Annotated in this window: 25 protein-coding genes and 1 tRNA gene; 11 read left to right on the top strand and 15 right to left on the bottom strand. The window is 71.2% G+C overall.

The annotated features are described in order from the left end of the window. Positions 1-370 precede the first annotated feature (370 nt). Entirely contained in the window at positions 371-1,018 is a 648-nt protein-coding gene (locus ACIREI_RS36485; protein ID WP_403342412.1) for a pentapeptide repeat-containing protein, read from the bottom strand. Positions 1,019-1,319: 301 nt separating this feature from the next. On the opposite strand from ACIREI_RS36485, the gene ACIREI_RS36480 reads away from it, so the two are divergent. Beyond that, positions 1,320-2,498 carry an FAD-dependent oxidoreductase gene (locus ACIREI_RS36480; protein WP_403342409.1) on the top strand — a complete coding sequence of 393 codons (1,179 nt, stop codon included), beginning with the start codon at positions 1,320-1,322 and terminating at the stop codon, positions 2,496-2,498. Between the two features lie 115 nt (positions 2,499-2,613). Beyond that, positions 2,614-3,612, top strand: coding sequence for a zinc-binding dehydrogenase (locus tag ACIREI_RS36475; RefSeq protein ID WP_403342407.1), 999 nt, complete (start codon positions 2,614-2,616; stop codon positions 3,610-3,612). Between the two features lie 102 nt (positions 3,613-3,714). On the opposite strand, the gene ACIREI_RS36470 is transcribed toward ACIREI_RS36475, so the two are convergent. Next, entirely contained in the window at positions 3,715-6,969 is a 3,255-nt protein-coding gene (locus ACIREI_RS36470) for an IPT/TIG domain-containing protein (RefSeq protein ID WP_403342405.1), read from the bottom strand. Between the two features lie 86 nt (positions 6,970-7,055). After that, positions 7,056-8,462: an NAD(P)/FAD-dependent oxidoreductase gene (locus ACIREI_RS36465; RefSeq protein ID WP_403342402.1), complete on the bottom strand. Its 1,407-nt coding sequence runs from the start codon at positions 8,460-8,462 to the stop codon at positions 7,056-7,058. A gap of 26 nt (positions 8,463-8,488) precedes the next feature. Between ACIREI_RS36465 and ACIREI_RS36460 the strand changes: the two genes are divergently transcribed. Genes ACIREI_RS36460 through ACIREI_RS36450 form a run of 3 tightly spaced genes read left to right on the top strand, consistent with a single transcriptional unit; the run spans position 8,489 to position 11,104 of the window. Continuing rightward, entirely contained in the window at positions 8,489-9,403 is a 915-nt protein-coding gene (locus ACIREI_RS36460) for an aminoglycoside phosphotransferase family protein (protein ID WP_403342657.1), read from the top strand. 9 nt (positions 9,404-9,412) lie between these two features. Next, on the top strand, positions 9,413-9,907 hold the full coding sequence (locus ACIREI_RS36455) for a GNAT family N-acetyltransferase (RefSeq protein ID WP_403342399.1): 495 nt from the start codon (positions 9,413-9,415) through the stop codon (positions 9,905-9,907). Between the two features lie 45 nt (positions 9,908-9,952). Continuing rightward, positions 9,953-11,104 (top strand): DUF4037 domain-containing protein, encoded by a 1,152-nt coding sequence (locus tag ACIREI_RS36450; RefSeq protein ID WP_403342396.1) that lies wholly within the window; start codon positions 9,953-9,955, stop codon positions 11,102-11,104. On the opposite strand, the gene ACIREI_RS36445 is transcribed toward ACIREI_RS36450, so the two are convergent. From ACIREI_RS36445 to ACIREI_RS36420, 6 genes are all read right to left on the bottom strand, one after another. Continuing rightward, positions 11,090-12,334 (bottom strand): wax ester/triacylglycerol synthase domain-containing protein, encoded by a 1,245-nt coding sequence (locus ACIREI_RS36445; protein WP_403342393.1) that lies wholly within the window; start codon positions 12,332-12,334, stop codon positions 11,090-11,092. The two genes, ACIREI_RS36450 and ACIREI_RS36445, sit on opposite strands and share 15 nt — an antisense overlap. Positions 12,335-12,382: 48 nt before the next feature. After that, positions 12,383-13,591, bottom strand: a complete 1,209-nt coding sequence (locus ACIREI_RS36440; protein ID WP_403342390.1) for a beta-ketoacyl-[acyl-carrier-protein] synthase family protein — start codon at positions 13,589-13,591, stop codon at positions 12,383-12,385. Then, positions 13,588-13,863 (bottom strand): acyl carrier protein, encoded by a 276-nt coding sequence (locus ACIREI_RS36435; protein ID WP_403342388.1) that lies wholly within the window; start codon positions 13,861-13,863, stop codon positions 13,588-13,590. The genes ACIREI_RS36440 and ACIREI_RS36435 overlap by 4 nt, the downstream gene beginning before the upstream one ends. A 37-nt stretch (positions 13,864-13,900) precedes the next feature. Beyond that, entirely contained in the window at positions 13,901-15,160 is a 1,260-nt protein-coding gene (locus tag ACIREI_RS36430) for a WS/DGAT domain-containing protein (protein ID WP_403342385.1), read from the bottom strand. A 112-nt stretch (positions 15,161-15,272) separates the two neighbouring features. Further along, a complete protein-coding gene (locus tag ACIREI_RS36425; protein WP_403342382.1) occupies positions 15,273-15,551 on the bottom strand; it encodes a hypothetical protein in 279 nt (92 codons plus the stop codon). 74 nt (positions 15,552-15,625) lie between these two features. Further along, on the bottom strand, positions 15,626-16,447 hold the full coding sequence (locus ACIREI_RS36420; protein ID WP_403342380.1) for a hypothetical protein: 822 nt from the start codon (positions 16,445-16,447) through the stop codon (positions 15,626-15,628). Between the two features lie 470 nt (positions 16,448-16,917). Here ACIREI_RS36420 and ACIREI_RS36415 point away from each other — a divergent pair, with 470 nt between their 5' ends. The 3 genes from ACIREI_RS36415 to ACIREI_RS36405 all read left to right on the top strand — a co-directional run bounded on the left by ACIREI_RS36415 (position 16,918) and on the right by ACIREI_RS36405 (position 18,556). Further along, on the top strand, positions 16,918-17,400 hold the full coding sequence (locus ACIREI_RS36415) for a hypothetical protein (RefSeq protein WP_403342377.1): 483 nt from the start codon (positions 16,918-16,920) through the stop codon (positions 17,398-17,400). 300 nt (positions 17,401-17,700) lie between these two features. Further along, the gene (locus tag ACIREI_RS36410; RefSeq protein WP_062714161.1) at positions 17,701-17,994 is read left to right on the top strand and encodes a hypothetical protein; all 294 of its coding nucleotides are present in this window, start codon (positions 17,701-17,703) and stop codon (positions 17,992-17,994) included. Positions 17,995-18,250: 256 nt separating this feature from the next. Continuing rightward, positions 18,251-18,556 carry a hypothetical protein gene (locus ACIREI_RS36405; protein ID WP_403342374.1) on the top strand — a complete coding sequence of 102 codons (306 nt, stop codon included), beginning with the start codon at positions 18,251-18,253 and terminating at the stop codon, positions 18,554-18,556. A gap of 135 nt (positions 18,557-18,691) precedes the next feature. On the opposite strand, the gene ACIREI_RS36400 is transcribed toward ACIREI_RS36405, so the two are convergent. The 5 genes from ACIREI_RS36400 to ACIREI_RS36380 all read right to left on the bottom strand — a co-directional run bounded on the left by ACIREI_RS36400 (position 18,692) and on the right by ACIREI_RS36380 (position 21,306). After that, positions 18,692-19,039 carry a hypothetical protein gene (locus tag ACIREI_RS36400; RefSeq protein WP_403342371.1) on the bottom strand — a complete coding sequence of 116 codons (348 nt, stop codon included), beginning with the start codon at positions 19,037-19,039 and terminating at the stop codon, positions 18,692-18,694. A gap of 343 nt (positions 19,040-19,382) precedes the next feature. After that, positions 19,383-19,574, bottom strand: a complete 192-nt coding sequence (locus tag ACIREI_RS36395) for a hypothetical protein (protein WP_403342369.1) — start codon at positions 19,572-19,574, stop codon at positions 19,383-19,385. Positions 19,575-20,025: 451 nt separating this feature from the next. Beyond that, positions 20,026-20,394: a hypothetical protein gene (locus tag ACIREI_RS36390; RefSeq protein WP_403342366.1), complete on the bottom strand. Its 369-nt coding sequence runs from the start codon at positions 20,392-20,394 to the stop codon at positions 20,026-20,028. 409 nt (positions 20,395-20,803) lie between these two features. After that, on the bottom strand, positions 20,804-21,034 hold the full coding sequence (locus ACIREI_RS36385) for a hypothetical protein (protein WP_301999647.1): 231 nt from the start codon (positions 21,032-21,034) through the stop codon (positions 20,804-20,806). Between the two features lie 197 nt (positions 21,035-21,231). Further along, positions 21,232-21,306, bottom strand: a tRNA-Thr gene (locus ACIREI_RS36380). A gap of 217 nt (positions 21,307-21,523) precedes the next feature. Between ACIREI_RS36380 and ACIREI_RS36375 the strand changes: the two genes are divergently transcribed. The 3 genes from ACIREI_RS36375 to ACIREI_RS36365 all read left to right on the top strand — a co-directional run bounded on the left by ACIREI_RS36375 (position 21,524) and on the right by ACIREI_RS36365 (position 24,152). Beyond that, on the top strand, positions 21,524-22,615 hold the full coding sequence (locus ACIREI_RS36375) for an ABC transporter ATP-binding protein (RefSeq protein WP_403342364.1): 1,092 nt from the start codon (positions 21,524-21,526) through the stop codon (positions 22,613-22,615). A gap of 231 nt (positions 22,616-22,846) precedes the next feature. Beyond that, complete coding sequence (locus ACIREI_RS36370; RefSeq protein WP_403342361.1) at positions 22,847-23,302, top strand: hypothetical protein; 456 nt, start codon at positions 22,847-22,849, stop codon at positions 23,300-23,302. Positions 23,303-23,420: 118 nt separating this feature from the next. After that, positions 23,421-24,152, top strand: coding sequence for an NDP-sugar synthase (locus ACIREI_RS36365; RefSeq protein ID WP_403342358.1), 732 nt, complete (start codon positions 23,421-23,423; stop codon positions 24,150-24,152). A 399-nt stretch (positions 24,153-24,551) separates the two neighbouring features. Here the strand turns inward: ACIREI_RS36365 and ACIREI_RS36360 are convergent, their stop codons facing one another. Beyond that, the gene (locus tag ACIREI_RS36360; RefSeq protein ID WP_403342655.1) at positions 24,552-26,189 is read right to left on the bottom strand and encodes a DoxX family membrane protein; all 1,638 of its coding nucleotides are present in this window, start codon (positions 26,187-26,189) and stop codon (positions 24,552-24,554) included. Positions 26,190-26,220: the final 31 nt, after the last annotated feature.

The following is a 26,220-nucleotide window of genomic DNA, read 5'->3' as shown; positions in this document are numbered from 1 at the left end:
CCCGGGTGGGGTGACCCGAGCGGGATAAGGAGGCCCGGGCCGGTGTCGGCACCGGCCGAGCATCGCACAGGGCCCCGGCCCACCCGCTGGGTCAGCAGCCGATCGGGGCCGGCCCGAGGTGCGAGACCGTGAGTCCGAGGGACTCCACGGAGGCGTCGGTGATGAGCGTCCTTCTCCTCCGGTGGATGGGGCGCCAAGCATGGCGCACCGCGGCGGGCGCCCCCACACGGACGCGGCTCCGCCGACTCCCGCCATGCCCGGATCGAAGCACCCTCGCGGGGCCCGACCGATCAAAAGCCCGTCCCGCTAAGGGCTGTTCACAGCATGGCCGACGCCGCCCCCAGACCACCGACCCTCCGCAGACCGACCTCTACCCCTCCACCCGGATCCCCAACTGCGCCGCCAACACCGGTGCCAGATCCAGGAGTTGGCCCGGACTGATCACCGCCCCGGCCAGCCGGTCCACCCCCCGCGCGATGTCCAGCTCCGCCGTCCTGCGCAGATCCACCTCCGCCAGCGTCACTCCGGTGAGGTCCGCCCCCTTCACCACGCAGTCCACGAACTCCACCCGCTCGAGGCGGGCGCCCCCGAAGTCCGGCTCGACCAGGACGCAGCCCTCGAAGACGACGTCCTTGAGCTTGGCCTTGCGCATGTTCAGGTAGTCGATCTTGCCGCCCCGGATCAGCACCCGCTCCAGCACGGCGCCGTGCAGCTGCACCCCGCCCAGGCGGGCGTCCACCAGCTCCACATCACGCAGGGTCGACTCGGCGAGATCGGTGCCGACGCCCCGCGGTCCCGTGAGCACCGAGTCGAGGATCCGGGCGTGGTGAAGTCTCGTCTCGTCCAGCGCGCAGCCCCGCAGCGCGCAGTCCAGGAAACGCGCCCCGGCGCCGTCCTGTCCGCCGAGGTCCTCCTCCCGGAACTCCAGGCCGTCGTAGTCCCCGTCCGGCTCCAACTCCCCGCCCCGGTACGGCTTCAGCGGCGGCAACCGCACCTCGGGCCGCCGCGCACCCTTCACGCCACCGCTACCGCCGCCCCTGCCCGCACCACGACCCCTGCCGGCACCACCGCCCCCGCCGGCACCGCCACCCTCACCCATCGCGCTCCTCACCATCCCCCCATGCTGCACCCCGCCACTGACAATCCCCCTGACCTGCGCCGACACCGCGCCACCCGGCCCCGACACTGTGCGAGACCCCGCCCGACGCCTCGCCCACGCCCCCGCCATCACCACCGATGTCACATTCCAGGACCCCAGAACCGTCCTACTCACAGAGAAGGGACGAAAGGCGACCCCGACCACAAGGGAGACCCCAGCCATGCACCGCATCACCGTCATCGGCGGCGGCTTCGCCGGACTCACCGCAGCCATCACCGCCGCCGAGGCGGGCGCCAAGGTCACCGTGTACGGGGCCCACCACACCCTCGGCGGGCGGGCGCGGACCGCCGAGGGGCCGTACCGGACGAACGAAGGCCCGCACGCCCTGTACAACGGCGGCCCGCACTGGGCCTGGCTCAGGCAGCGCGACCTCATCGGGCCGCTCGCGCCGCTCCCGCCCCTGGAGGCCGCCCGGCTGCGGCTGCGGCACCGCGGCGTCCTGCGCCGCACCCCGCCCTTCGCCATGCTCAAGCTGCTGCGGCGCGGCCTGCCGCAGGCGCCCGTCGACGTCGACTTCATGACCTGGGCCACGGGCATCGCCGGCGAGGAAGGGGCCCGTGCCGCCGCGAACTACTCCGCCGTCGCCCTGTTCCACCACGACCCCGGCGCCCTGTCCGCCGCGTTCGTGCAGGAGCGGCTGCGCCGGGCCACGAAGCTGCCCCCGGAGGCGCACTATCCGCGGGGCGGATGGGCGACCATGATCGACCGGATGGCGGCCCGGGCCTGGAATCTCGGCGTCCGGATGGAGACGCTCTCCCGAGTCGACAGCCTCGACGACCTCGACAGCCCGGCGACCGGCACGCCCGTCGTCGTCGCCACCTCCCTCGACGCCGCCCGCCGCCTCCTCAAGGACGACTCCCTCACGTGGACCAGCGGTCGTACGGCGCTCATCGACCTCGCCGTGCGGACCCGGCGCGGGGACGCCTTCGCCGTCTCCGACCTCGACGAGACCGGCTGGCTGGAGCGGTTCACCGCGCAGGACCGGTCCCTGGCGCCGGCCGGTGAACAGCTGATCCAGGGCCAGATCCCGCTCGCCCCGCACGAGTCCAGGGCCGCCGGCATCGCCCGTGCCGAGCGGCTTCTCGACCTCGGCTTCCCCGGCTGGCGCGAACGCGTCACCTGGCGCCGGGAATCCGTGGCGAACGGCCGTACCGGCGCCGTCGACCTGCCCGGCACCAGCTGGCGCGACCGCCCGGCCGTCGATCGCGGCAACGGGGTCTATCTGGCGGGCGATCAGGTCGCCGCCCCCGGCGTGCTGTCCGAGGTGTCCTTCAACAGCGCGCTCACGGCCGTGTCCCTGGCTCTCGGCCGGCACGCCCTTGACCTCAAGCAGGCTTGAGGTCGGAGCATCGATCACGGCATCCCTCAGCCGCCTCCGGGCGACGGGGTGATTCCTGACCACTTGCCAGCACCTGGCCCACACCAGCACCTGGCCCAACACATGGGGGACCCCGATGCACGCCATCCGCCTGCACACCTTCGGCCCGGCCGAGAACCTCACCTACGAGCAGGTCGACGCCCCCGCCCCGGGCCCCGGCCAGGTCCGGATCGCCGTGGCAGCAGCAGGTGTCCACCTCCTCGACACGGCCCTGCGCCAGGGCATCCAGGGCCCGGCACCGCAGCCGCCCACGCTGCCCACGATCCCCGGCCGCGAGGTCGCCGGCGTCGTCGAGGCCCTCGGCGAGGGCGTCGCGGAGCTCTGGCTCGGCAAGCGCGTCGTCGCCCACCTGGGCTTCGCGCCGGGCGGCTACGCCGAGCTGGCCGTCGCTGACGTCGACCGCGTCCACGAGGTCCCGGCCAACCTCGACTTCGCCGAGGCCGTCGCCATGATCGGCACGGGTCGTACGACGATGGGGATCCTGCAGTTCGCCGAGCTCGGCCCGGACGCGGTCGCCGTGATCCCGGCGGCCGCCGGCGGCATCGGCACCCTGCTCGTGCAGTACGCCAGAAACGCCGGCGCCGTCGTCATCGGCCTCGCGGGAGGCCCCGAGAAGGTCGCCCGCGTGCGGGAGAACGGCGCCGACCTCGCCGTCGACTACACGGACCCGGCATGGCCCGAGAAGGTCCGTGCCTTCCTGGGCGGGCGGCCGGTCACCGTCGTCTTCGACGGCGTCGGCGGCGATGTCGCCCGCGTGTCGGTCGCCCTGCTCGGGCCGGGCGGCCGACACCTCGTCTTCGGCTGGTCCGGCGCAGGGCAGCACGACGGCAAGCCCTACTTCGTCGAAGGCGTCTCCCAGCAGGTCCTCGGCCCCGTGATGATGCAGAAGGCGGGCGGCCCCGACCCCGTACGCACCCTCGAACTGCGCGCCCTCGCCGAGGCCGCCGCGGGCCGCCTCACCCCGGCCGTCCAGCGCTTCCCGCTGGCCGAGGCGGCGGCCGCCCACCGCGCCCTCGAAAACCGCGGAACCACCGGAAAGGTGGTGCTGGAACCGTCGCGTCGTGAGATCGCGTGACTCTCACGCCGCGGCCTCCACGAACGAGGGGAGGGGCCCCGCCGAACCGCGGAGCGCCTCCCCCATCCCTGTGCGAAGACCGGCAGGGCCTCGCCGCGACGCTCAGCCGGCGACCGCCTTCGTCGCCTTGCTCAGCGCCGACCCGTCCTTGTGACCCGTGCGGTGCGCGATCACCTTCACGGTGATCTTCTTGCCCTTCTGCGCCGACTTGAGCACCAGCGACGACTTGGTCGCCCCGCTGATCGCCCTGCCGTTGGCGTACCACTGGTACGAGTACGACGTCGGCGCGAGGCTCCATGTCCCCTTGGTCGTCTTCAGCGTCCTGCCGACCTTCACCGTCCCGCTGATCACCGGCAGCTTGGTCGCCTTGGGCGCGTCACCCTTGGCCACGGTCACCGCCGCCGAGGTCGCCGACCCGCTCACCCAGCCGGACTTGACCGCGGTGACGGTCACGGTGAGCTTCTTGCCGACCATCGAGGCGGGGACGGTGTACGTCGACGCCGTCGCCCCGCTGATCGCCGTCCCGTTCGCCTTCCACTGGTACGTGTACGACGACGGGGTCGCCGACCAGCTCCCGGTCGTGGCCGTCACCTTGGCCCCCGTCTTGGCGGTGCCGGTCACCTTGGGGGCCACCGTGTTCTCCAGCCTGGGCTGGGGGGTCACGGTGAAGGTGCCGCGCGGGAACTCCCAGCCGCGCGTGAGCACGCTGACGTTCCAGGTGCCGGTGGCCGCGCCGGTCAGGTCGAGGGTCGCGGTCACCGTCCGGTTGTCCGCGGAGACCGAGTCGGCCGCCGCCGTGATGGTCTTCCCGGCCTGGCTGATCCGGACGGTGACGTCCGGGCCGAGCGCGGTGCCGGTGACGGTGAGCTTCACCTTGCCGCCGGCGGCCCCGGTGTCGGGGCTGACGGCCGTGACAGCCGTCTCCTCGGTGCCGCACGGTGCGGACGTGCAGGTCAGCTTGGCGCTGTAGGCCGTGCGGGACGCCTTCTCGGGCAGGCCCAGCAGGAACAGCGTCGGCGTGCTCTGCTGGGACGAGCCGAGCGCGTCGCAGTCGTAGCCCGACGTGTAGTGCATGCAGCCGTTGGCCCAGGTCGACGTGTTGTACAGGACCGGCACCGCCGTGGCGGTGGCGCCGGCGGTGTCCTTGATGTCGGTCTCGAAGCGGTCGAACCCAGCGGTCGGCAGCGCCGCGCACACCGCCGTGTGCGACTCGTCCAGGGTGCCGGTGACCGGCCCGTACCCGTACGCCACCGACGGCACCTTGACGCACTCGGGCGCGGGCCCGTCGGCGGTCGCGACGCGCAGGGCGTCCAGGCGGTACTCGGGCGAGGCCGTGAGGTTGACCGGCGTCTGCACGAGGACCTGGTGGGTGGTGGACCCGGTGACCGCGCAGGAGGTGTTGCGGAAGGAGCACTCCACCCGGCCGTCGCCGGCGACGACCGCGGAGTTGGCGGTGCCGAGGGCGTCGCGCACGTTGACGTGGACGACGTCGGTGTCGGCGGCGGTGGTCACCTGTCGGCAGTCGAGGGTGCCCGGGGCGCCGTACGCGCTCTTCACGGAGGGTCCGCCGACCTTGGCGGCCGTGGTCTTCACGCAGCCCGCCGAGGAGGCGCTCGCGGTGACGTCGCGCCGGGTCAGGGTGTAGGTGGCGGCCTGGTCGCGGCCGGTCACCAGCACGGTGTGGGCCTTGCCCGGGGTCAGGGAGCAGATCGTCCAGCCGTTGGTGGTGGCGTAGCGCTCGCAGACCCGCTTGCCGTCGGAGTCCAGCACCGAGAACTCCGCGGAGGCGGTCCCGGCGGTGGCGATCAGCTGGAAGATCTCGGCGCTCGTGTGCGCGTCCGCCGGGATGCCCAGGCAGTGCGAGAAGACGCCGTCGCCGGTGGTCAGCGTGGCCTTCTTGCCGTCCGCGGCGAAACTGCCGGCGGGCAGGACGGGGCAGCCCTGCGCGACGTCGGTGCGATGGAAGGCCACCGCGTAGGCACCGGTCGCCGTGTCCCCGTCGTCCTCGGTGTGCACCAGCGCCCGGTAGGGGGCCTCGCCGGTGAGCGCGCAGTCGCCGCCCCGCAGCTCGTCCTCGTCACACTGGGCGGTGCCGGTCCGGTCCAGGACCTCCACCTCGGGGGTGAGCCCGGCCGAGGACAGCGAGGTGAGCGCGGCGATCCGGGCGCCCCGCGGGGCGTCCAGCGTCAGGCAGTCGTACTGGCCCGCCTTGCTCAACTCGCCCTTGTACAGCCCCATCCCGGTCGGCACGCACCCGGCGTCCGAGGTGCGGTCGAGGACGAGCAGGTCGTCATTGGCGCCGCTGTAGGGGGAGGTGCCGTCGAGGATCGCGGTGTACGTGCCCGCGGCCGGCAGCCGGCACGGGTCGCTGTCCCGGCAGGCGATCTTCCCGGCCGCGTCGTACACCTGCACGGGCCTCGCGGAGTCGTCGTCGACCGCGTGGACCAGGTAGGACCCGGCCTTGTCGACGGCGAAGGTGAAGCAGGGGTCGGTGTCGAAGTCCAGGCCCACCGGCGGCCCGAAGGGGCGCACGGACGCGGTACGGCAGCCCTGCGGGTCGGTCAGCGCGCGCACCTTGACGGCGTACTCGGCGGGAAAGCCGTTCTCCGCCTCGGTGACCTGGGAGAGCACCCGGTACGGGCCCTCGCCGGGCAGCACACAGCTGAAGGTGTCCTCGTCGTTCTCGGTGACCCGCGGACAGATCCGGGCCCCGCTCGCGTCGGTGATCCACGCGGCGACGAAGCCGTAGACGCTCGTTCCCCGGGTGAGCCGGACGCGCTCGCCGGGCTTGCCCTCGAAGGCCTGGCAGTCGACCTCCAGCGGGCTCGCCGAGGTCCGGCTCACCGTGGGCAGGTCCCAGGAGGTGCCGACCGGCTCGAAGCAGCCCCGCGTGGCCGAGCCGAGCGGGACGACGGTGACCGCGGCCTCCTCCGGGTCCACCCAGCCGTTGTTGACGACCTTGACGGTGTAGGTGCCGGAGGCGGGCACCTGGCACCAGCCGTCGTCGTACGACTGCTCGTCATAGCAGTCGACTTGGCTGCCGTCCTCGGCGTACATCTGCGTGTACGCGTTGTTGCCGCTGTCGTCCAGCGAGACCCGGTACAGGCCCTCCCGCGGAGCCGTCACGGAGAAGCAGGCGCTGTCCTGGGCCGGCACGGTCACCTTGCCGACCGCGTCCCCCGGGTCACCGAAGGACGCGAGGGCGAGCGGCGCGCACGCCTCGTCCGCGGCGACGGCGGGGCTCGCCGCGGTCAGGGTCAGAGTCGAGGCGAACAGCGAGACGACGGCGGCGAACACGGCCGGAAACACGGCGCCCCGCCCCCGTCTCGCACGCGGACAGGAGTCGTCGTCGGACATGGAATCCCCCCGGAATCATTGGTCGTTGAGGCGATAGTCGCACACAGGTGTGACAACGCCCTCGTGAGATTCCGGGGACGAAAGTTTCAGTGCCGCCCGGCCACCCGGTCGGCGATCCGCGCCAGCCGCGCGGACTCGGCGCTGTGGGTGAGTAGTTCCCGCCGGTCCGCCGCCCGGTACGTGGCGTACAGGCCGTGCACCCCGAGCCAGCGCAGCGGCTCCGGCTCCCACTTGCGCACCTTGTGGCCGACCCACGGCAGATCGGTCAGCTCGGTGCGCCCGCCCTGGCCCGAGTCCTGCTGCACCAGGTCCCGCAGCGTCCGGGCCGCCAGATTGGCGGTGGCGACGCCGGAACCGACGTAACCGCCCGCCCAGCCGAGGCCCGTCGACCGGTCCAGGGTCACCGTCGCGCACCAGTCGCGCGGCACGCCCAGCACCCCCGACCAGGCGTGCTCGATCCGGACCGGGGCCAGCTGCGGGAAGAACCGCACGAGGATCTCCCGCAGCGCCTCGATGGTCGCGCCCTGCGTGCGCCCGTCGTTGTCGGTCCGCGATCCGAAGCGGTACGGCACCCCGCGCCCGCCCAGCGCGATCCGCCCGTCGGCGGTGCGCTGCGCGTACATGTAGGCGTGCGCCATGTCGCCCAGCGTCTCGCGCCCGTCCCAGCCCACCGACTCCCACTGCTCCTCGGTCAGCGGCTCGGTGGCGATCATCGAGGAGTTCATCGGCAGCCAGGTCCGCTTCTGGCCCTTCAGGGCGGCCGTGAAGCCCTCGGTGCAGCGCAGGACATAGGGCGCGCGGACGGTGCCGTACGGCGTGACGGCGTGCTTGGGCCGGATCTCCGTCACCGGCGTCATCTCGTGAATCGTGACCCCGAGCGCCGCCACGGCCGCCGCGAGGCCCTTAACCAGCTTCACCGGGTGCACCCGCGCCCCGTGCGGCGTCCACGCCGAACCGACGGCGTCGGCGACCTTGACCCGCTCGGCGGTCTCGCGGGCGCCGAACAGCTCGCGGTCCTTCTCGCCGTACGACTGCTCGTGCTCGTGGAAGGCCTTCAGGCGTGCCAACTGGGCGGGGTTGCGGGCGACTTCGAGCACTCCGCCCTTGTGGACATCGGCGTCGATGCCCTCTTCCTGGGTGGCCCGTACGACCTCGTCGACGGTGTCGTTCATGGCCCGCTGCAGCCGTACGGCGGCCTCGTGGCCGTGCAGCTTCGCGTACCGGTCGCGCCCCGCGATGCCGTTGTACAGCCAGCCGCCGTTGCGCCCCGAGGCTCCGTACCCGCAGAACTTCTGCTCCAGGACGGTGATCCGGAGGAAGGGCACCGCCTTCTTCAGGTAGTAGGCGGTCCACAGTCCCGTGTACCCACCGCCCACGATCACCACGTCCGCGGAGGCGTCCCCCGCGAGCGGCTCGCGCACCTCAGGGAGGCCGTCGTCCGCGTACCAGAAGGAGATACCGCCGTTCACGGCACCACTCACCGAGCTGCTCATGCGAGGACGTTAATTCGAGTGAGCCGATTCCCCCACCCCGGTACGGTCACAAGGTGATCGACATTCCGCAGGAGCTCGCCGCATCACAGCAGGAGTACAACGGGGAAGCGGGCCGCGCCTTCATCGCCGGGCTGCCGGACCTGATGGCCGACTTCCTCGACCGTTGGCAGCTGACGCTCGACGGACGGCCCATGCACGGAGTCGCCGCCCTGGTCCTGCCCGTCCTGCGGACCGACGGCACCCCGGCCGTCCTGAAGCTCCAACTCCTCGACGAGGAGAGCGAGGGCGAACCGGTCGCCCTGCGCGCCTGGGACGGCGACGGGGCGGTACGCCTCCTCGACCACGACGAGCCCACCGGCACCATGCTCCTCGAACGCCTCGACTCGTCCCGCATGCTCGCGCACCACCCCGACCCCCACGAGTCCGTCCTGGTCATCGCCCGCCTGCTGACCCACCTCACGTCCTTCCCCGCCCCCGCCGGCCTGCGCCGCCTCGGCGACATCGCGCAGGCCATGCTGGAGCGGACGCCCTGGGCCCTGGAGCACATCCCGGACGCGCAGGCCCGCCGGATCGTCGCCGACTGCGCCGCCGCCGTACGGGAGGTCGCGGGCGAACCCGGCGACCGCCTCCTGCACTGGGACCTCCACGACGAGAACGTCCTCGCCTGCGAGCGCGCCCCCTGGCTCGCCATCGACCCCAAGCCCCTGGCCGGCGACCCCGGCTTCGAGCTGTGGCCCGCCCTCGCCAACCGCTTCGACGCCGACGACGTCCGCTGGCGCTTCGACGCCATGACCGACGTACTGGGCCTGGACCGGGCACGCGCGCGTGCGTGGACGTACGGCCGGCTCCTGCAGAACTGCCTCTGGGACATCGAGGACGGCCGCCCCCTGGATGAGCAGCAGTTGGTAATTGCCGGGAAGCTGCGCGAGCCCCCCGGCTAACCTCACCCCATGATTCGCCCCGCCACCCCGGCCGACGTGCCCGCCCTCCACACCCTGATCCGCGAACTCGCCGAGTACGAGAAGGCACCGCACGAGGCGAAGGCCACCCCTGAGCAGCTCCACGACGCCCTCTTCGGCGACCACCCCGCCGCCTACGCGCACATCGCGGCCGACGACACGACCGGCGAGACCGTCGGCTGCGCGATCTGGTTCCTCAACTTCTCCACCTGGCGCGGCGTCCACGGCATCTACCTGGAGGACCTCTACGTCCGCCCCACCGCCCGGGGCGCCGGCCACGGCAAGGCCCTGCTCACCGAACTGGCCCGGCTGTGCGTGGAGCGCGGCTACCAGCGCCTGGAGTGGTCCGTCCTGAACTGGAACACCCCGTCCATCGCCTTCTACGAGGCCCTCGGCGCCCGCCCCCAGGACGAGTGGACGGTGTACCGCCTGACGGACGAGGCGCTCGCCGAGCTGGGCGCCGCACCGGAGCGCGGGACGGTGTGAACGTCCTGCGCATGACATGCCACTGAATGGGCACGGCTCCCTGGCATGAGCCCCACGAATATGCGCCACCCGAACGCCCGTGCCCCTGAGCCCGACTTCATCCCCGGCCTCGAACTCGCCCGCCGCTTCTACACCGACGCCGTACGCCCGTTACTGGAGGAGGCCGCCCCCGGAATCCCCCACTCCGCCGCCCGCATGGGCAGCGGCTCCGAGGTCCTCGGCTACGACACCCCGCGCTCCGCCGACCACGAATGGGGCCCGCGCCTCCAGGTCTTCCTCCACCGCCACGACGTGCCCCGCCACGCCGCCCGCATCAGACACGTACTCGCCGAACACCTCCCGAAGACCTTCCTCGGCCACCCGACGAACTTCGCCCCCACCGACGAGTCGGACCGCGACATCCGCGTCATGCGGCTCACCGACGGCCCCGTCCACCACCGCGTCGAAGTCACCGGCACATCCACCTGGTTCACCGACACCCTCGGCTTCGACCCGGCGCAGGGCATCACCCCGGCCGACTGGCTGGCCACCCCCACCCAGCGCCTCGCCGAGGTCACCGCGGGCGCCGTCTTCCACGACGGCCTGCACACCCTCACCCCGTTACGCCACGCGCTGCGCTGGTACCCCCACGACGTCTGGCTGTACGTCCTGGCCTGCCAGTGGCAGCGCATCGCGCAGGAGGAGGCCTTCGTGGGCCGCGCGGGCGAGGTCGGCGACGAACTGGGCTCCGCCGTCACCGCCGCCCGCCTGGTCCGCGACCTGATGCGGCTCTGCCTCCTGATGGACCGCCGCTACCCGCCGTACGGCAAGTGGCTGGGCAGCGCCTTCGCCCGCACCCGTGTCGGCCCTCGCCTGACCCCCGACCTCACGGCCGCCCTCGCCGCCACCGACTGGCACACCCGCGAACAGCACCTCGCCCACGCGTACGACATCGTCGCGCACCTGCACAACGAGCTCGCCCTGACCGACCGCGTCGACCCCAGCACGCGCCCGTACCACTCCCGCCCCTTCCAGGTCCTGCGCGCCGACCGCTTCACCGAGGCCCTCACCGACCGCATCACCGACCCGGCCCTGCGCGATCTGCCGCTCGTCGGCGCGGTGGACCAGTTCGTCGACAGCACCGACGTCCTGTCCCGCCCCGAACTGACCAGGGCCGCGAGCCAGGACATGCGCAAGCCCGGGTCAGAACGGCTCTGACGCCGCGACCGCCTTCAGTTCCCGCTCCACGGCCTCGCCGATCGTCCCGGCGTCACCCCCGCGCAGATGGCTGACGACGGTGAGGGTGTAGGCATCGGCGGTGTGGACGAGGCAGAGGTTCGCCGTGCCCGGCGGGGAGAGCTGCGGCAGGGGGACGATGCGCGCCAGCGGACGGCCGTGCAAATGGCTGGGGTTGTCCCGCCACTTGAAAGCGGTGCACAGGCTGGTGGTGAGCTCGGGGCGGGCCAGGCGCTTGGCCATCACCCCGGCCAGCCACGGCACGGTACGCGCGATGGCCTGCAGTGCGGGCAGGATCGCGCGGTGGGCGTCACAGCGTCCGTCGAACGCCGCGACCTCGTCCTGGCACGCCCGCAGACGCGCCACCGGGGATTCGAGGTCCACGGGCAGCGCCATGCGCAGCGCGGTGACGCCGTTGCCGAGGTGCTGGGCGTTGTCGCGGGTCCGCAGGTCGACCGGCACCGTGGCGTAGAACGGCGTCGGCCCCTTCGGCCAGGACCGCAGGGGCCCGTGGCACGCGCGCAGGGCACCGGCGTACGTGCTCAGCAGAAGCTCGTTGAGTGTCGATCCGCGCCCGTCGACCGGCTGCCGGCGGGCCGTGCGCATGACCTGCGGGTCGAGCTCGACCACGGCCACCGACGGCCGCGGCTCGCCGCGGGGACCCGGAGGAACGGGCTGGCCCAGCACCCCGATCCGGCGCAGCTCCCCGCATACGGCGGCGGGACCGACGGCAGGGCGCTGCCGCCCCCTCGCGAGCGGATGCGCCGCACCCTGACCGAGCGGCCCCGGCGGTACGGCGTCGTCCATCAGCAGCCGGAAGAGGGTCTCCAGGGATCTGCCGTCCAGCAACGCGTGATGGGCGAGGAGCACGACGGCCTGCCGCGTGACCAGCAGCCGCCACAGGGGCCGTTCGACCGGCAGCCGGTGACTGACACCGTCGGTGAGCAGGGACTCCAGGTCCTGGTCCGTGGCGGTGATGTGCGCGGCGGGATCGAACGGCCGGGCGGCCGACCACCGGTGGCCCGACAGCGCCGCCGGCCCGGCGGGGGGCTGGAGGACCAGGCTCATCCGGTCCAGCCCGCCCCACCGGTCACATACGCGGGACCGTACCTGTGCCAGGTCGAACGGCCCCCCGGGAAACACCGCCGCGATGCCGATCGTCCCCGGCATTCCGTTGCGGAGGTGCCCTTCCTCGATGGCCGTCAGCCTCATGTCCCAGCCTCTCGTTCCCAGGCCCCCCTGAGTACCCGCCTCCCCCGGTCAGGCGTGGGGTGAATCGAACACGACACAGGCGTTGTGGCCGCCGAAGGCGAAGCTGTTGCTGATCACCGGCCCGTCCGGGATCTTGCGCGGCTCGGCGGTGACCACGTCCAGTTCGCATCGCGGGTCCAGCCGCGTGAGATGAGCCGTCGGAGGCGCCATCCCCTCATGCACGGACCACGCCGTGATCACGGCCTCCAGCGCCCCCGCCAGCCCCAGCCCGTGCCCGGTCACGGCCTTGGGCGCGGTGACCGGCACCGCACGGGGCCCGAACAGGGCGGTGATCGCCTGCGCTTCCGCGAGGTCGTTCAGCTCGGTGCCGGTGCCGTGCGCGTTGACATGGGTGACGGCGTCGGCGGTCGTACCGGCGTCGGCGAGCGCCTGCTCCATGCACGCCCGCGCACCCGTACCGTCGGGATGCGGTGCCGTGAGGTGGTGGGCGTCGGAGGTACGGCCGTATCCGGTCAGGGTGGCGTAGATCCGGGCGCCCCGCGCGCGGGCGAGGTCCAGCCGCTCCAGCACCAGGAACGCCGCGCCCTCGGCGAGGACGAACCCCCGCCGCCCGACGTCGAACGGCCGTGACGCGGCGGCGGGATCCTCGCACTCGGTGACCATCGCACCGGCCCGCCCGAAGGCCAGCGCGGTCGTGGGCGTCAGGGGACTGTCATGGCCTCCCGCCACCACCACGTCAGCGCACCCGGCCCGGATCATCTGCATCGCCTCACCCACCGCATGCGTCCCGGACGCACACGCGGTGGACACCGTCAGGCTCGGACCGGTGATCCCGAGCCGGGCACTGATCCAGTACGCCCCCGCGTTGTGCATCAGCCGAGGCGCGTACAGCACATCGGGATGCCCGATGCCGTTCTCCTGGCTGATCACCCCGCCGTAGCCGGTGCCGGTGACCACCGCCCGCCGGCCGGCCGCGACATGCAGTCCTCCGGCGTCCTCGACGGCGTCCGCGGCCGCGCACACGGCCAGCTGCACCGAACGGTCGGCCCGCCGTACCTCCTTGGGCGACAGATAGCCGGCCGGGTCGAAGTCGGTCATCGCACACGCCGGGTACACCACGGCACCCTCGTCGTCGAACACATGCAGGGACGTCGCCGAACGGCACTCCGCCAGGCTCTCCCACAGCGCTGCCGGACTCGCTCCGGCGGCGCACCGCACGCCCAGGCCGGTGACGGCGACAGCGGGTCGGCGGATCATCGGGCGAGGGGGCTGTGGGCGTCCTGGGTGCGCAGCCTCACGATGAGGTCGGCCACATCACCCACGGTGGACACTCCGGCCTTGTCGGTCCCCTTCAGGGACACTCCGAACAACTCCTCCGACGCCACCTCCAGTTCGGTGATGTCCAGGCTGTCGGCTCCCAGATCGGCCACCAGCCGGGCCTGCGGCACGACCGCCTCAGGCGGCACCGACATCACCCGCGCGCACAGCGGGCGCAGCGCTTCCCATACGTCGCCGTGTTCCACATCCATGCAACTGCCTCCATCTCCTGGTGCCGTCAGGGCCGACTCACACCGACGACGTCGCCGTGCGGGCCCATGTCTCGAACTCCGTGACGACCGCGTCGGCGAGCCGTCCCGCGTCGTTCGGGCGCAGGTTGCACACCGCGGTGAGCGTGAACGCCTCCCCCGCCTGCGCCAGGGCGAAGCTGACCGTGCCCGGGTGCTGCAGGGGCGGCAGCCCGACCGTGCGCACCAGCCGACGGTCCTGGAAGGTGCTCGCTGTGCCGGGCCACTTCATGGCCGTGGTCGCGGTCGCCGCGAAGCAGGAGTGCCGGCCGCGGTCGGTCAGCAGCCTGGTCACCCAGGAGCCCGCCCGGCGTGCCGCTTCCGCCGCGGGGAACAGCACGGTGGCGTGCGCCGCGGCCCGCTCCGGAACGGTGGCCATCGCGGCCTGACACGCCCGCAGCCGCGCCACGGGCCCGTCCACGTCGACGGGCAGCGGAACCCGAACGACCGTGAGGGTGTTCCCGAGTTCCCGCGGATTCGCCCGGGTGCGCAGGTCACACGGTACGGCCGTGTACACGGGCTCGTCCCGTTGCCGCCACCGCCGCACCGGCCCGTACTGGGCCCGCAGCGCCCCGGCCACCGCGCCCACGAGCAGCTCGTTCAACGTCGCGCCCCGGCCGTCGGCCGGCTGCCGGCGCGCGGATCGGACCGTGTGCGCGGGCAGTTCGCTCACCGCGACCGAGGGATACGTCCGCTCGGACGGCCGCATCGGAAGGGCCTGTCCCGCGGCCGCCATCGCCCTGAGCTCCCTGCCCGCCGCCCGCAGCCCGGTCCGCGACAGCGGCGCCGACCGGCCCGACTCCCTCGCCTCCACCGGACTGTCCGTCAACAGCCGCATCAGCGTCGCCAGGGAACGCCCGTCCAGCAGCACATGCTGGGCCACGAGCGCCAGCGCGAAGTCACCGCCGTGCGCCGCGTCCGGGACCACGAAGAGCCGCCACGGCGGCACACCGCCGACGAGCGGCCGGTCCACGCTCTGCGCCCACAGGTCGTCCAACTTGTTACGGGCCACGGTGACATGCACGGCCGGATCGAAGGGCCCCGGTACGACCCACCGCCCCCGCCCCGCCCGTGCCGTCCCGCCCGTGCCCGCTGAACGGTCGAGCACGCGGTTCATCCGCTCCAGACCCGTCCACCGCTCGGCGACACGCGCCCGCACCTGGTCCACATCGGGCTGCTCACCGGAGAAGACCGCCGCCAGCCCGATGACTCCCGGACACCCGTTGAGCAGCAACATCTCCTCGGCACAGGACAGTCTCATGCGATACGTCGCCATCCTCTTCCTTTGCTGTCCGCCGCCGACGAGCTCCGACCCGACAGTCCGACGCCCGCCCCGTGGTGGAGCGGGCGTCGGACCCAACGCTTCACACGGACTACTTGACCGCGCTGTTGCAGCCCATGTCCGAACCGAGGTGGCTGGGCTGCGCACCCGGCGACCCTTCGCCGTTGAGCGCGTTGGCCACCGCGCCGTTGAGGACGCCGAGGCTGCCGAGGACGTCGATGTTCATGTCGTGCGAGCGGCACTCGATGCCCTGCGTGATGTCGAGGTCGTGGGCGCCCGCCTCACCGTGGGCGAATGCGGTGCCCATGCCGAGGGAACCGACACTGCCGAGGACGGCGCCCAGGAAGGCGACCTTCTGAAGCTTGTGCATTTCTTCTCCGTTGGTCGTGCAGATGTGCTGTGCAGCAGATCAAGTTGGGAGGATGGACACTTGCGGAAGAGCCCTCAGCCGAGGCGGGGCAGCCCCAACTGGCCCACGGGAGGCGCCGCGACCTGTCCGAGGCCGAGCCCGGGAACCTGCGGTGCGCTCGCCGGCGAGAGCAGCGGGTTGATCAGCGGGTTCACCTGGGGGTTGACCTGCGGGTTCACCTGCGGCGCGACACGCGGCGGGGGCTCCGGGTTGAAGACCTGAGGCGCGTTGACCTGCGGAGCGACCTGCGGCATGACCTGGGGCGCCGTCTGCGGGGTGACCTGCGGTACGACCTGCGACACCGGCGACTGCTGCGGGGCGGCCTGGGCGCGCGGCTGGCTGGAGGCTTCCGCGGCGCCACCCGAAGCGGCCGAGGCGGAGGCGTAGCCGGCCTGGTGCTGCGGCGGGGCGGGCGCCGGAGCGGGCGCCGGCGCCGGGGCCGGAGCGGGGGCAGGGGCGGGGGCAGGCGCCGGGGGCTGGTAGTGAGGCGCGGGCTGCGAGTGGTGCTGCGGACCCGTGGCCTGGGCGGTGCCGGTCGAACGGGCCTCGGCGACGGCCTGCTGAGGCGGCTGGTACTGAGGGGCGGGGGCCGCGTACTGGGGCGGCGCGTACTGCGGAGCGGGCGCCGGGGCCGCGTACTGGGGCGGCGCGTACTGCGGAGCGGGCGCCGGGGCCGCGTACTGGGGCGGCGCGTAATAGGGGGCGGGCGCTGGGGCGTACTGAGGCGGGTACTCGGGCGCCGGGGCACCGTTGTACCCGGCGGGATAGTAGTCGGCGGCCTCGCTGACGCCGGCGCCGATGGCGGTCAGACCGCCGGCCGCCGCTACAACGAGCGCGGCCTTGTGAAGCTTGCGCATGGAACCCTCGGCCCTTCATTACCTGTGCAGGGAAATCCGTTGTATTTCAGTGCAATCTTGCGTGCGCTCAGTCTGATATTCGTACTGCGCCCTTACAGGGGTAATGCCTGAGCTGTCATGTGGACTTCACGCCGGAGCCGGCAGCAGATCCCGTCGCCCTCTCTCCGATTCCTGATCGCTGCCCTCTCTCAGCTGGCAACGACATTTGTACGGCCAGGTCACGGGATGCAAAAACCCGTCACTCAATTGCCATCGGTCGGATAAGCGGTTCTACGGACTTGTCACCCCGTCAGGGAAAGCGAATGGGTGACCGCGCTCCGGCCCACGTGACCGGATCCGCACTTATCTCGTTCCGCACAGGGCCAGAGCGATGGCCCATCGCAGCCGTAGGGCGCAGAAAAGCGAAAGCTGCACCGACTCATCGCATTTCCATACGTTCCATGCACAGGTCAATGAAGGGCCGAGGTTCCATGCGCAAGCTTCACCAGGTCGCGCTCGTCGTCGCAGCAGCCAGTGGTCTGTCAGCCATCGGCGTCGGCCCCAGCGTCGCCGACGCTCCCGCCGGGTACGGCGGTGCCGCTCCGGCTCCCGCGCCACGGCAGGACGCCCGGGCCGACACGTGGACCCGCTCAGAGACCAGCGTCCAGACCTCCAACGCGCCGGCCCAGCACCGGCAGGCGCCGGCCCCCCAGCGGGGCGCCGAGGTCAGCCCGCAGCTCAACCCCCAGCTGAGCCCGCAGCTCAACCCGCAGATCTCCCCTCAGCCGGCCTCGCAGGAAGCCCCGCTGCACAACTCCAACCTCTTCCGCCCGTACCAGGAGTGCAGCCCGCAGTCCCTGCTCAACGCCGCCGTCCCGGTCGCCGTACTCGCCGCCGCCGAGAACCGTGGCATCGACTGCCGCCAGGCCAACAGCCAGGCGAACGCCGTCTCCAGCGCCCGCTCCGTCAGCTAGGGCGTGCACGCAGATCCGACGAAGGCTCGGCGGGCGGCGCCGCACGCACCGTTGCCCCGGGGGCAGCAGGTCCGGCCGTCCGCCTGAGCACACAAAACGGCAGCTGATCAACAGGGCAGCGCGAAGTCTGCCCGCATCGCGCACGGTTCGTGCGCAATGCGGCTTTTGGGTGCTTCCGTCACGAGGGCACGAAATCCCGGCGCGTCGTCGGGACATTTACGGATACTTCGTATTAACTCTCATAACAGTACGAAGTCGATCTTTCACGGATCGCACCCACCTCACTCCACCGGAGATGACATGCACAAGCTTCGCAAGGCTGCCGTCCTGGTCGTCGCCCTCGGCAGCGTCGGACTTCTGGGCGCCGGCACTGCCACCGCGCACGGCAACGACGGGCACGGCGGCAAGGGCGGGGACAAGTTCAGCGTCCTGCAGAGCTCCTCCTGCAAGTCGCACGACCTGAACCTCGACGTCCTCGGCCAGGTCGGCATCCTCAACGGCCTGCTGGGCAACGCCCTCAACGGCGAGGGCAACGCCGGTGGGCAGGACACCCACCTGGGCTCGACCATGGGCTGCAACAACAGCGCCTTCTAAGAGCCTGACGGGCCGCACGGGCGGCCGATGACGGGAAACAGGTCCCGGTACCGAGCCTCAGGGCACGGTACCGGGACCCCCTTTTTTTATGTCGGTATTCAACGCGCCACCAGCATTTCCGGCCATCGGCCAAGGCGGTGAGACTTTTCAGAATTCGGCGTGCCGCCGATTGCTTTGGATTACTTCCTATTAGCCTCCGTAACTGTACGAAGTCGATCTGAAATAGATCGCACCACTCCACTCCACCGGAGATGACATGCACAAGCTTCGCAAGGCTGCCGTCCTGGTCGCCGCCCTCGGGAGCGTCGGGCTCCTGACCGCCGGCGCCGCACACGCCGACCAGGGCGGCTGGGGCTCGAAGAGCAACGGCAGGAGCGGCTCGAACTTCAGCATCCTGCAGAGCACCAGCTGCAAGTCGCACGACGCCAACGTCGACGTCCTCGGCCAGGTCGGCATCGCCAACGGCCTGGGCGGCAACCTGCTGAACGGCGAGGGCAACCCGGGCGCGCAGGAGACCGGCCTGGGCTCGTCGATGGGCTGCAGCAACGCCGTCGGCAAGTGACGTAGCCACATCCTTCTCCGGTGCCCCGGCCGCACAGGCCGGGGCACCGGGCTTTTGCCGGTCAGACCGCCACCGCCGGAAAGCCGAAATGCCGGACCGGGAGGAACCCGGTCCGGCATTTCGGCTTGTCGCCCCTCAGAACTTGATCTTGGGCAGCTTGTAACCCTTGGGCAGCTTCGCCTTGTTGGAGCACTCCACAACCGGTCCGGATTCCACATCCCCGCCGCTCAACAGGCCCCCCTCGGGATACACGAGGCGCGGCCGCTCGATCGTCTGGCAGTCCTGCTTCTGCTTGACGACGAACTTGCCGCGCTTGTCCTTGCGGATGACCTCGCTCTTCTTGACGCAGACGATGTCGCCCTGCTCGGAGATCGTGCAGGCACCCTTGGGGTCATCGGCATACGCCGGCGCGGCACCGCTGTAGAGCACGGCGAGAGCGCCGATCAGCCCCGAGACGGTTGCGATCCTCTGTCGACCGGTCATGTGCTGCCTTCCTTTGCAAATCTAGGCCCGAACGCCTGCGCCGTTGACCGGCACGCGCTCGAGCCTGGGAGAGGGGCGAAATACGATTGGCTGCAGCCCGGCCGCGCACCCTGAGGGGGTTCTGCTGCGCGTCCGGGCTGCTTTGCTAAGGGTGTTGTCCTGCACACCGTTGAAAACGGTGCTCCGAGGGAATTCGATGCGCCTGTCGCGACGTTGCCAGGCGATGCCTATGGGGCCGACTGTGGAGCGAGATCCCGAGCCAATACCGAGCCACCCGCCTCGCGGCCGTCACGACGACAACCGCAGTGCCCTGAAACTCGCGCACCGAACCCTCTGCATTTCTTTACTGAGCTGTGGTCGTGGTCGGAGCGGCGTACTCGCCGTAGCCGTACTCCGGCGCGACGGTCTTGGGAGCAGCCTCCGGAGCAGCCTGCGGGGCAGCCTCCGGCGCGGCCGCGGGGGCGGCGTGCGCCTTGTCGTGCGGAGCACCCCACGTGGCCACCGCGTTGGCCGTCGAGGTAGCCACCGCGGTCACGCTCTGACCGTCCCAGTCACCCTCGCCGGCAAAGGCGGCACCCGCACCGGCACCGAAGGACAGCCCTGCAACCGCCGCAGCTACGACCGCAACGCGCTGAAACCTGCGCATAGTTTGACCCTTTCTTCCCGGGCACGAATGCCCTGGTTGACTACTTAATGTGAGCATATACATGTGATCCGTAGCAATTTGGGATCTTTGACCCTTCTCTGTGTCGTGTCGGCTCATGCCAAGGAACCTTTCCGTCCGCCCCGCCATGGACGTGAAAGGCACTGTTCTCCCTTGAGGGAAACGACAGTTCCCCGAGGGCGAGTCACGGGCGAGGCGGGGCTCTCACCCGTTTGCCGGGCGGCGTTCCAGAACGCGAATGCGGCGGATGGCCGGACCATGTCGCGCTGGTCCGGCCATCCGCCGCTCGATGCAGGGAAGTCAGGCGTTTCCGCCCTGGGGCTCAGAAGGGCAATCCGAGCTGTCCCAGGCGGGGTTCGGTGTTGTTGTCGGTCACGGCCGCCGGCGCTTCGGGCGCCTCCTGGGCACAGGTGATCTCAGGACCGAGCTTTACGGTCCCGTGGTTCAGCAGGCCGGCAGCGGGCAAGGTCACCGGCTTCGTCGGCTGGCAGGTCACCGACCGGCGCAGGGCGATGTCCTCGCCCTCCTTCGTTTCACCCACGATCCGCTGGGTGCAGATGATGTTGCCCTGGGCGTCGGCGCCACAGACGCCCGGCAGAGCCATGGCGTAAGCCTGGCCGGCGCCGATCCAGGTCATGGCGAGGCCGCCGAGAAGCCCCGAGACGGCCACGAACTTCTTTCCGTTGAACATGTCCTGCGTCTCCTTTGTGAGGGGTGCCCCCGGCTGCCGTGCACCGCGAACTGCCGCGGCGAGCCCCGGGGATGTCGGAGAGGCGGGCCCCGGCGTCCGACTCGTGTCCAGGACGCGCGGGACCGCATTGCTTACGAAGTGAAGGACAGACCTGAAGTGAGGTGAAGGACCGACCTGTTGGAAGGCACTGGTGCCGCAACCCGCGCCCGAGCTGAGGGCTTCAGGGCGTCGAGGTCCGGGTCGGGCGCGCGCAACCGCTCATCGGGGCACCGGAGTCCAGTACCGTCGCGCACGCGTACGGGCCCGAGGAGCGGTCTCGCGCTCCGGGCGGCCGCGCAGGAACGGGCCCCTTCGGGGGGTGACCCCGAAGGGGCCCGCGGAAGGCGTCGGCACGACTACGCCGCCGGCCTCAACCAGTGAAGGCGTTGTTGAACTGACCGCAGGTGGTGTCGAAGGTCTCGGAGAGACCGAGCACGGCGATCGGGAGGTCACCCTCGGCCACCGTCTGCGGGCTGCACTCCTGGTAGGGGCGGTAGAGGTCGGTCGTGCTCGCCTCGTAGGCGACACCGGTGCCGGCACCGATGGCGGACAGGCTGCCGGCCGCCGCCGCGACGATCATGACCTGGTGAAGCTTGCGCATGGAACCCTCGGTTTTCATTACCTATACATAGAGGCTGATTGCCTACTGTGACTGCACGAACACTAGCAGTAGCGATGCTATTCCATGTCGGCACATCTCCCGTGTCCCAGTGGGGAGATGGGGACATGCGCGAATGAAAAGAAGGAATGAAAAACGACCTGCGGGGCGGTGTCATCGACAACCGCCCCGCATACGGGAGCCCCCTGTCGGATTCGAACCGACGACCTGCTGTTTACAAGACAGCCGCTCTGGACCAGCTGAGCTAAGGAGGCGTGCACGCGCTGTCACGCACGCGCCCGTGCAGTGTACCCAGGTTCCGAGTGGGCCCTGTCGAAAATTTCCGCGAAGTTCACATGCCTCCAGGTACTGACAGATCGGGCGACCGCCAGGTAGCGTCCAGATTCAGTCCGCACATGTGGACTAAACCAACCACCTTCCTACAACGGATCGTCCGGCACGTTCCTGCCGGTAGAAGGGGGCCCATTCACCATGGCCACTGTCTCGTTCGACAAGGCGACCCGGATCTACCCGGGCACCGAGAAGCCCGCCGTGGACGCGCTCGACATCCACATCGAGGACGGAGAGTTCCTCGTTCTGGTCGGCCCGTCCGGCTGCGGCAAGTCCACCTCGCTCCGCATGCTGGCGGGGCTCGAGGACGTCAACGGCGGCGCCATCCGCATCGGTGACCGCGACGTCACGCACCTGCCGCCGAAGGACCGGGACATCGCCATGGTGTTCCAGAACTACGCGCTGTACCCGCACATGACCGTCGCCGACAACATGGGCTTCGCGCTCAAGATCGCCGGCGTGCCGAAGGCCGAGATCAAGCAGAAGGTCGAGGACGCGGCGAAGATCCTCGACCTCACCGAGTACCTCGGCCGCAAGCCGAAGGCCCTCTCCGGTGGTCAGCGTCAGCGTGTCGCCATGGGCCGCGCCATCGTGCGTGAGCCGCAGGTCTTCCTCATGGACGAGCCGCTGTCCAACCTGGACGCCAAGCTCCGTGTGTCGACCCGTACGCAGATCGCCTCGCTGCAGCGCCGTCTCGGCATCACCACCGTCTACGTCACCCACGACCAGGTCGAGGCCATGACGATGGGCGACCGGGTGGCGGTCCTCAAGGACGGTCTGCTCCAGCAGGTCGACACCCCGCGCAACATGTACGACCGCCCGGCCAACCTCTTCGTCGCCGGCTTCATCGGCTCCCCGGCCATGAACCTGGTCGAGGTCCCGATCACCGACGGCGGTGTGAAGTTCGGCAACTCGGTCGTCCCGGTCGACCGTGACGCGCTGGCCGCCGCCACCGACAAGACCGTCACCGTCGGTGTGCGTCCCGAGCACTTCGATGTCGCCGGTGCCGACTCGGACCAGGGCCTCGCGGTCACCGTGAACGTCGTCGAGGAGCTCGGCGCCGACGCGTACGTCTACGGCACCGCCAAGGTCGGCGGCGACGACGCCAAGGACCTCGTCGTCCGCGTCAGCGGCCGTGACGTCCCGGAGAAGGGCAGCACGCTGCACGTCGTCCCGCGCGCGGGCGAGACCCACGTGTTCTCGACCTCGACGGGTGCGCGGCTCTCCGACTGAGAGCGCGAACGACGGCAGGAACAGGCAGCACAACCCCGGGTAATTCACCCAGGTTGACGAAGAGGGCCCCGCAGACGCCTGCGGGGCCCTTCTCGTTGTCGACAAATACCCCGGCAGATCGGTCATTTCGAGCGCTGTACGTCAACGCAGCACCGGAAAGTGGGGCTGCCGTATCCCCCAAACCGGTGACCGAATGTCGCCATGTCAGTACCGAACGCTACCCTCACTCGCGTGAAGCACTCCACCACCCAACAGACACGACGCGGCCACCGGGGCCCCGCCCGCCAGCTCGGCCGCACTCTCGCCCTCGTCCTGCCCGTCGTCCTGGTGCTCTCCGGGACCCTCGCGGTCACCCGGGTCAACTGGTCGGGGAACCCCTCGGACTCGGTGCTCACCGCGACCGACGTCACGAGCGCGGGCGCGAAGAACGCCGCCCCGCGTGCCCCCCAGGACGTGCTGCGCGACCAGCTCCTGACCGAGCTGCAGGCGGAGAACCCGGGCGTCGCCCTCACCCACCTCCAGCAGGCCGTCCACGACCGGCCGTCCCTGGCCCGGCACTGCGCCTCGATCGCCCGCGCCCTCGGCCGCGCCGCGGTCCGCATGTACGGTCCGACGCGTGCGCAGTCGTACGCCCGGCCCGTCTGCGACACGGCCTTCGCTTCGGGGGTGGCGGCGGCACACAGCTAGCCCTTGTCGATCCTCTTTCGAGGAACACCCCGGAACACTCCTCTTCCGGACGGTAACGGCTGATTAAGGAACGGTTGCCGGCGAATGCCGCGAGCGGGGCGCCGCGTACAGTTCGGTCATGACTGATCCGAACGCCGCGTCCCGCCCCGTTCAAGCCGTCGTCCTGGCCGGTGGCCAGGGGTCGCGGCTGCGTCCGTACACCGACGACCGGCCCAAGCCGATGGTCGAGATCCCCGGTACGGGGACGCCGATCATCGGCCACCAGCTCGCCTGGCTCGCCGAAGAGGGCGTGACGGACGTGGTGGTCAGCTGTGGGCACCTCGCCGAGGTGCTGCAGGACTGGCTGAAGTCGGCCGATCTTCCGGTCCGTGTCACGACCGTCGTCGAGACGGAGCCCCTCGGGCGAGGCGGCGGCCTGAAGTACGCGGCTGCGCATCTTCCGCACCCGGACAAGGCCTGGTACGCCACCAACGGCGACATCTGGACCCGCTTCTCGCTGCGCGACATGGCGGACTTCCACACCGAGCGCGACGCGGTCGCGACGCTCGCCCTGGCTCGGCCTCGTATCCCGTGGGGTGCGGTCAAGACGGACGGCTTCGGCCACATCACGGACTTCATCGAGGCTCCGCCGTCGACCTTCGAGATCAACGCGGGCGTCTACGTCTTCTCGCCCGAGTTCGCCTCCCTCCTCCCCGAACGCGGGGACCACGAACGCACCACCTTTCCCCACCTGGCCCGGGAACGCCGCCTTGCAGGCTTCCCGATTCCCCAGGGGGCGTACTGGCGCGCCATCGACACGGCGAAGGACCTCACGGAGGCGGCGAAGGAACTGGCGGCTCTGGGACGCTGACGCGATCCGGCGGTTGGGCCGGGGGTGCCTGCGGCGGCCTGTTGCTGTGGGGTGGGGGTGCGTGTAGCGCCTTGGGTTGTGTGGTGGGTCGGGGACGGGCCGGGGGGTGTCCGTCCTCGGTCCGGTGGTGGGCCTTGGGCGGGAGGTGCCGTTTGTTGACACCGGACTCTGCGGGCGGACACCCCCCGGCCCGTCCCCTTCCCGCCGTACGCGGGTGCGGGCCCGCGCAGCTGCGGGCAGTCGTGCCGCTGGGGGGGGCACGGGTGGGCGCAGCGGCACCCCGTAGTGCCGGGCCGCGCGACCCAACCCCGACCAGCGGCAGTGCCGGGGCGGTACGGCGAGGGGCCCCGGACGGAATCGTGTCCGGGGCCCCTCGTTGTCGTGGCGGGCGGCGAGGGTTCAGCCCAACAGGCCGCCCACCAGGCCCGGTTCGTCGGGTGAGGAGCCGCCCGTCGAGCCGCCGCCGGAGGAGGGGCCTCCGGAGGTCGGGCCGGTGCTGGTGCTGGGGGCCTCGCCGGTCGGGGTGGACTGCTGGGGCGGGGCCTGGCCCCCGGTGCCCTGCGTCTGGCTGGGCGTACCGGCGCCCGCGGTGCCCGTGTCGCTGGTGGCACCCGGCGTCGTAGCGGCGCCCGCGCTGGGGCTCGCCGTGCCCGACGTGGCGCCCTGGGTGGGCGAGTTGGCGGTCGACGGCGTCCTCTTGTGCCGCTTGTCGGGCTCCTGCGGGAGAGGGGAGCCCGGCAGTTCGTTGCGGGGAGCCTCGCCGGGGCCGGGGACGACGACGCGGTCGGCGTCGCGGACCGCACCGCCGAGGACGGAGCCGATGAGGAGGGTGAGGCCGGTGACGATCGCGGTGACGAGGGCGCCGCGGCGCAGGACGTAGCTGCGCAGCTCCCAGATGTCGGAGCGGGGGCCGAGGCGCCGCCAGGCCATGCCGGCGAGGCGGCCGTCGATGGAGTAGACGGGGGCGCCGGCGATGATCAGCGGGGACCACGCGGCGAGGTAGATGATGTCGGGGGCGTCGTAGGCGGGGACGCTCTTCCAGCTGACCGTGAGCAGCAGCGCGGCGGACAGCAGGGCACCGACGACCGCGGCGACCCGCTGCCAGCACCCCAGGACCGTGAGCACGCCCACAATGACCTGGAAGAAGGCGATGACCAGGCCGGAGCCGACCGGGTGCTCCAGTGCGAACTGGCGGAGGGGCTCGGCGACTTCCCACGGGTGCAGGGTGTTGAGCCACTTCACCATCGAGCCGCGCTTGCCGCCGTCGAAGTAGACGGGGTCGCAGAGCTTGCCCATGCCGGCGTAGATGGAGATGAAGCCGAGGAAGACCCGGAGCGGGAGCAGGACGACGCCGAGGTTCATGCGGCGGCCGGGGTAGTAGGCGTGCCGCGCGGCATCGTCGCCGCCGGGCCGCTTGAGTGGCGCGCGGGTGTCGTCGGCCGCTTCGGGCTCCGCGAACTCCTCGCCCTCGTAGGGGAGTTCCTCGTCGTACGCGCTCTCGACCGTGCGCATGTTCGACAGGAGTCGGGCCTCGACGGACTCGTGCGTGCGCTGGGCGCCGACGATCGGGGTTTCGACGGTCTGCGCCAACTCGTCGTCGTAGCCGCCCTCGTAGCCCCGGTCGTACCCGTCGAACTCGACGCGCGGGATGACCTGGGTGCCGCCGGGGAGCGGTTCGTCGCCGTGGCGGACGCTGCCGTCCCGCACGGCCTGGAGCAGGCGGTGGGCGCCGGTGTCGTCGGGCGCGGACGTGCCGTTCCAGACGGAGACCCGGCGCCGGGCGCCGGGGGCCGCTCCGGCTCTGCCGGCCGCGTTGACGACGGGGATGCGGGTGGTGTTCTCGGTGGCGCTCAGGTTCCGTGCGATGCGCGGGGATTTCGTCCGCCCGGCCGACGCGCCCAACAGCACGCGGAAGCTCGCGTGATTGACGATGATCTGCGCCGGATCGCTCGGCACCTTCACCATGCTCAGCGCGGGAGCGTCGTCGTATCCCGACGAGCGGTCCCCCGTGGGTGTGCGGGGTGTTCTGGTGTCCACACTCAACTAACCGAGTGACGCGTGGTTAGGA

Source organism: Streptomyces sp. NPDC093591 (assembly GCF_044764885.1).
In the GTDB taxonomy this organism is placed as follows: Bacteria; Actinomycetota; Actinomycetes; order Streptomycetales; family Streptomycetaceae; genus Streptomyces.
The sequence above is the reverse complement of the archived record's forward strand: the minus strand, read 5'-3'. Positions and strand labels throughout refer to the sequence as shown.

Bases quoted from the DNA above. Each gene is read 5' to 3' on its own strand.
- ACIREI_RS36480 (WP_403342409.1), top strand. From the start codon at position 1,320: ATGCACCGCATCACCGTCATCGGCGGCGGCTTCGCCGGACTCACCGCA.
- ACIREI_RS36475 (WP_403342407.1), top strand. From the start codon at position 2,614: ATGCACGCCATCCGCCTGCACACCTTCGGCCCGGCCGAGAACCTCACC.
- ACIREI_RS36470 (WP_403342405.1), bottom strand. From the start codon at position 6,969: ATGTCCGACGACGACTCCTGTCCGCGTGCGAGACGGGGGCGGGGCGCC.
- ACIREI_RS36465 (WP_403342402.1), bottom strand. From the start codon at position 8,462: ATGAGCAGCTCGGTGAGTGGTGCCGTGAACGGCGGTATCTCCTTCTGG.
- ACIREI_RS36455 (WP_403342399.1), top strand. From the start codon at position 9,413: ATGATTCGCCCCGCCACCCCGGCCGACGTGCCCGCCCTCCACACCCTG.
- ACIREI_RS36450 (WP_403342396.1), top strand. From the start codon at position 9,953: ATGAGCCCCACGAATATGCGCCACCCGAACGCCCGTGCCCCTGAGCCC.
- ACIREI_RS36445 (WP_403342393.1), bottom strand. From the start codon at position 12,334: ATGAGGCTGACGGCCATCGAGGAAGGGCACCTCCGCAACGGAATGCCG.
- ACIREI_RS36440 (WP_403342390.1), bottom strand. From the start codon at position 13,591: ATGATCCGCCGACCCGCTGTCGCCGTCACCGGCCTGGGCGTGCGGTGC.
- ACIREI_RS36435 (WP_403342388.1), bottom strand. From the start codon at position 13,863: ATGGATGTGGAACACGGCGACGTATGGGAAGCGCTGCGCCCGCTGTGC.
- ACIREI_RS36430 (WP_403342385.1), bottom strand. From the start codon at position 15,160: ATGAGACTGTCCTGTGCCGAGGAGATGTTGCTGCTCAACGGGTGTCCG.
- ACIREI_RS36425 (WP_403342382.1), bottom strand. From the start codon at position 15,551: ATGCACAAGCTTCAGAAGGTCGCCTTCCTGGGCGCCGTCCTCGGCAGT.
- ACIREI_RS36420 (WP_403342380.1), bottom strand. From the start codon at position 16,447: ATGCGCAAGCTTCACAAGGCCGCGCTCGTTGTAGCGGCGGCCGGCGGT.
- ACIREI_RS36415 (WP_403342377.1), top strand. From the start codon at position 16,918: ATGCGCAAGCTTCACCAGGTCGCGCTCGTCGTCGCAGCAGCCAGTGGT.
- ACIREI_RS36410 (WP_062714161.1), top strand. From the start codon at position 17,701: ATGCACAAGCTTCGCAAGGCTGCCGTCCTGGTCGTCGCCCTCGGCAGC.
- ACIREI_RS36405 (WP_403342374.1), top strand. From the start codon at position 18,251: ATGCACAAGCTTCGCAAGGCTGCCGTCCTGGTCGCCGCCCTCGGGAGC.
- ACIREI_RS36400 (WP_403342371.1), bottom strand. From the start codon at position 19,039: ATGACCGGTCGACAGAGGATCGCAACCGTCTCGGGGCTGATCGGCGCT.
- ACIREI_RS36390 (WP_403342366.1), bottom strand. From the start codon at position 20,394: ATGTTCAACGGAAAGAAGTTCGTGGCCGTCTCGGGGCTTCTCGGCGGC.
- ACIREI_RS36385 (WP_301999647.1), bottom strand. From the start codon at position 21,034: ATGCGCAAGCTTCACCAGGTCATGATCGTCGCGGCGGCGGCCGGCAGC.
- ACIREI_RS36375 (WP_403342364.1), top strand. From the start codon at position 21,524: ATGGCCACTGTCTCGTTCGACAAGGCGACCCGGATCTACCCGGGCACC.
- ACIREI_RS36365 (WP_403342358.1), top strand. From the start codon at position 23,421: ATGACTGATCCGAACGCCGCGTCCCGCCCCGTTCAAGCCGTCGTCCTG.